Source organism: Streptomyces sp. BE20 (assembly GCF_036322525.1).
Lineage (GTDB): Bacteria > Actinomycetota > Actinomycetes > Streptomycetales > Streptomycetaceae > Kitasatospora.
Genome location: NZ_JAQYWW010000318.1, coordinates 1 through 3,979, shown reverse-complemented (window position 1 = coordinate 3,979; position 3,979 = coordinate 1). Strand labels below are relative to the sequence as shown.

3 protein-coding genes and 1 pseudogene are annotated in these 3,979 nt (G+C 71.0%); 2 read left to right on the top strand and 2 right to left on the bottom strand.

Translation table 11 applies throughout. The annotated features are described in order from the left end of the window. The first annotated feature begins 302 nt into the window (after nucleotides 1-302). On the top strand, nucleotides 303-1,583 hold the full coding sequence (locus PUR61_RS01755; RefSeq protein WP_329874887.1) for a DUF6357 family protein: 1,281 nt from the start codon (nucleotides 303-305) through the stop codon (nucleotides 1,581-1,583). A 411-nt stretch (nucleotides 1,584-1,994) separates the two neighbouring features. On the opposite strand, the gene PUR61_RS01750 is transcribed toward PUR61_RS01755, so the two are convergent. Continuing rightward, the gene (locus PUR61_RS01750; protein ID WP_329874885.1) at nucleotides 1,995-2,591 is read right to left on the bottom strand and encodes a TetR/AcrR family transcriptional regulator; all 597 of its coding nucleotides are present in this window, start codon (nucleotides 2,589-2,591) and stop codon (nucleotides 1,995-1,997) included. Nucleotides 2,592-2,654: 63 nt separating this feature from the next. Here PUR61_RS01750 and PUR61_RS01745 point away from each other — a divergent pair, with 63 nt between their 5' ends. Beyond that, nucleotides 2,655-3,533 carry an SDR family oxidoreductase gene (locus tag PUR61_RS01745; protein WP_329874883.1) on the top strand — a complete coding sequence of 293 codons (879 nt, stop codon included), beginning with the start codon at nucleotides 2,655-2,657 and terminating at the stop codon, nucleotides 3,531-3,533. 14 nt (nucleotides 3,534-3,547) lie between these two features. Here PUR61_RS01745 and PUR61_RS01740 read toward each other — a convergent pair. Next, a pseudogene (locus PUR61_RS01740) lies at nucleotides 3,548-3,799 on the bottom strand (helix-turn-helix domain-containing protein); the annotation flags it as partial. Nucleotides 3,800-3,979 lie beyond the last annotated feature (180 nt).

Sequence of the window (3,979 nt, the reverse complement as noted above, 5' to 3'; positions counted from 1 at the left end):
TCAGACTGCCCAGATGCCGCCGGGAGACACCGGTAAACAGCCGATGCGCCAGAACCGCCCGATTGACCATGATCCGCACGCCGCGATCATGCCACCCGCAGCACAAAGGCCCCACTCGCTATCACGCACCAACTCGTTAGCTGCCTCACGGCGAGCGTGGAGAAGATCTTTTCCACGCCGAGGGCCTGCCGGGCGGCCGGACACGGAAGTTGGCCGGGCCGTCGACGTCGAGGGATGGTGCGGGGTGGGGCTGCAACACCACCGTGGTACCGGCCGGTGCCGTTCCGGGAAAGACTGAGTCCATGAGAGACATCGTTTTCACTCGCAGGAGCGGCTGGATCCCGAACGTGATCCGTGAGGACGGCGAGCTGAGGCTGATGCTCGGCGCCGGGGCCGACGCCAACCACGAACCTCGCACGTTCACGTTCTCGATCGGCGAAGCCCATCTTGCGGTGATCCGGGAGGACCTGGCCAGACACCTGCTGCTGTGGAGTGCGATCCTCCCGCTGTGCGACGACGCCGGAACCCGGGGCCGGCTCGACGAGAACGCCGCCGTCGCGCTCCTGGACCCGGTCCTCCTCGGCGCGCCCGCGGACGTCGACGCACTCTTCCGGCGCATCCGGTGGGACAGGAGCCGGCTCATCGCCCACGGGGCCGACATCGGTCTCCTGGAGCGCGGTCAGGTATGCGCGGCGATGCGCGCGGCGACAGAGACGTCGAACGGCAAGCGGGCCCAGGAGTACCACGCGGACCACCGTCGCGCCGAGCGCGGAGCGGTACTCGGTCCACTCGACGCGGCGATCCTGAGGTTCACGGGCCAATACCTGCACGGCGGAACCGTTCCCCGACGGATGCCCGATGCCGTCCAACCCGCGCTGCTGCCCGAGGTCCTGCGGGTGATCGCCACCGCGGAGCAGGCGTGCGCCGCGCTGCGGATCGGCCGCGATCCGCGACGGGGAAACCGCGCCACCGACAGGCACGACTGGCGTCGGATGGAGACCACGGTCGAAACGGCCGTACGCCGTGCACACCCTGAACTGGTCGACGACGCGGTGCGCACCGTGAGCTTCCTGATGTGCTCGGAGGCCGCGGACCGCTCCAGGAACACCCCCATGGAGGATGACGACGAGGGCGCCGACCACCGCGCCGACCTCGACGGGGGTGCGAGGAAGGACGGGGGTGCGAGGAAGACGGTCCTGTCGTTCACCGACGACAAGGGCGCCGAGAAGAAGTGGCGGCAGGACAGCCCCCGCACTGCCACCGCGGAGTTCTGGGAGTTCGTCGGCGACCGCTCGGCCACGGACAACGAGGTGTTCACCATCGAGGACGAGGAGATGGGCGAAGGGATCCAGCTCCACTTCTACGCGGACTCCGTCGCCCGGGTCACGACGCTGCGCGAGGGGGAAGGCGGGTCGGATCCGGAGTACCGGGTCGAGTACGGCCTGGTCGACGGGATCGGCGGGTACCGGAAGCTGGTGAGCACCTTCGTCCGCGGCGGCTGCGCCGCACTCGAACAGCACGGTCCCTGGATGTCGGACGTCGCCGAGTTCGAGCGCGCGCGTCGGCGACGCGACGCCCGGTAGTCCCGGCCGCAGCCCGCGAACGCGCCGCCGGAAGAACCTTCAGGAGCAGAGGATGACCGGGCCGCGACCGGGCGGTCGGAGCCGCAGGGCCGGTCGGCGGCAGGCGGTAGGCGCGGGGTGGCCGGAACCCGGCGACCGCAGCTGCGGCGCGGCAGTGCAGCGGCCGGCCCGGACGGCGAGCAGCGTGGGAGTGGGACGCTCCCGGCGGCGCAGGCGCAGACACGACGGTCGGCTCCGGAGGTCCTTCGGGGGTTGACGTCGGAGTAGCTGCGAGCAGTGGCCCGACCGAGGGTCGCGTCAACGATGCCGGGGATCGCGCCCGGCGATGCGGCGGCTGTCGGCGTCTCGGCCGGGCCCGCGGTCATGCGTGCACTGGGCTGTGGACTCTTCGTCGGGCGGGCGCGCCGCCCGTCACCGCAGGTGTTCGAATGCCTGGTCGGCGTCGGCCAGGGCCTCGGTGTGGACGTCGCGCGCGGTTCGACCGTCAGCGATCTTCTGCCAGTTGGTCCGGGCGAGCACCCGTTGGACTGCGAGTACCTGGGCAGCGCACAGGCGTGCCCGGATGCCTTCGCCGAGTGCGTCCGCCAGTGCTTCCTCGTCCTCGAGCTGGTAGCGCGTGAGCCGTGCCGCCAGGCTCGGTGTGGTGAACACCAGCCGATGGAACGCCACCACCTCGGGGTGGTCGTTGAGGCCGGTGACGGGGTCGAACCGATCGAGGCCGGCCCGGAAGTGGCGGTGCAGCGCAGGCACCGGCTCGATGCCGGACCCGCGGTCACGGACGACGCGCGCCGCCTCGCCCTGGTGGTCCGCGAACCGGTGCAGCACCAGGTCCTCCTTGGCGGGGAAGTACCGGAAGAGGGTCGGCTTGGAGATCTCGACTGCCGCGGCGATGTCGCTGACCGAGACGCGGTCGAAGCCGCGCTCCAGGAACAGCGAGATGGACGCGTCGGCGATGGCATCGCGCGTCCGCGCCTTCTTGCGGGCCCGCAGCCCCGTCGGCTCGTTCATCCGACCACCGTAACATTCATAACCAAGTTGCTTTTTTAACCGAGTAACGTTTTTATGGGCGGCATGAGTCAGAAAGACACTCCTCCCGTGCTCGTCACCGGGGCGACCGGCCGGATCGGCCGCGTCGTCATCGACCAACTCCTCGACGCGGGCGTACCGGTCCGCGCCCTCACCCGCCGCCCCGAGGCCGCGGCGACGCTACCGGCGAAGGTCGAGGTCTTCACCGGCGACCTCACCGCGCCCGGGACACTCGACCCGGCGTTGAACGGTGCCGGTGCGGTCTTCCTCGTCTGGACCGCCCCGCCCCGGACCACCGAGGCCGTCGTCGAGCGGCTGGCGGCCCACGTGCGGCGGGTCGTCTTCCTCTCCTCCCCGCACCGGACACCGCACCCCCTCTTCCAGCAGCCCAATCCCATCGCAGCGATGCACGCCGACATCGAGCGGCTCATCGCGGCCACCGGACTCGAATCGACGGTCATCCGGCCGGGCATGCTCGCATCGAACGCACCGGCCTGGTGGGCGACCGCGATCCGGGCCGGCGGCGTCGTCCGGTGGCCTTACGGCGCCGCCGAGTCGGCACCGGTCGACGACCGCGACGTCGCAGCCGTCGCGGCGCGCACGCTCCACCGGGACGGACACGTCGGAGGCGACTACGTCCTGACGGGCCCCGAATCGCTGACCCAGGCCGCACAGGTGGGCCTCATCGGCGACGCCCTCGGGCGAAAGATCGACTTCGAGGAGATCACGCCGGACGAGTTCCGAAGCCTGTGGAAGGGTACGGCGCCCGGCCCGGTCGTCGACATGCTGCTCGCCGCGTGGAGCGCGGCCGTCGGACAGCCCGCGTACGTCACCACCGCGGTGGCCGACATCCTGGGGACGCCACCGCGAACGTTTCGCCAGTGGGCCGCCGACCACGCCACCGCGTTCACCCAGGGTTCGTAGCCTCGTCGACCGCGCCCGACCGCAGTTCTCGGACCGGCCTCGCACCGGCCTCGCCTCCGGGGGTCTTCGAGGATGATGATGCGGCAGGCGGCGTCGATGGCGGTGCCCTGGTCGACGAGGTCGCGGGCGCGCATGGCGATGCGTAGGTGGTAGCGGGAGTAGCGGCGGTGGCCGCCGTCGGAGCGTAGCGGGGTGATGAGGCCCTGGTCGCCGAGGGTGCGCAGGAAGCCGGCCGTGGTTCCGGTCATGGCGGCGGCGCGGCCCATGGTGTAGGCGGGGTAGTCGTCGTCGAAGGAGCTGACGAGGTCGGGGGTGTTCGGTGTGCGGGGCGGGTTGGTGGCCGTGGTCACTGCACCTCTTCCTATTCCTGGTACGGGAACGCGTCGAGGGGCCCCGGCGCCGTTGCGGCTCCGGGGCCCCGAAGGGGAACAACACCATCTACCGGC

What these genes read in the sequence shown, in the direction of transcription:
- PUR61_RS01755 (WP_329874887.1), top strand. Translation starts at nt 303, where the DNA reads ATGAGAGACATCGTTTTCACTCGCAGGAGCGGCTGGATCCCGAACGTG.
- PUR61_RS01750 (WP_329874885.1), bottom strand. Translation starts at nt 2,591, where the DNA reads ATGAACGAGCCGACGGGGCTGCGGGCCCGCAAGAAGGCGCGGACGCGC.
- PUR61_RS01745 (WP_329874883.1), top strand. Translation starts at nt 2,655, where the DNA reads ATGAGTCAGAAAGACACTCCTCCCGTGCTCGTCACCGGGGCGACCGGC.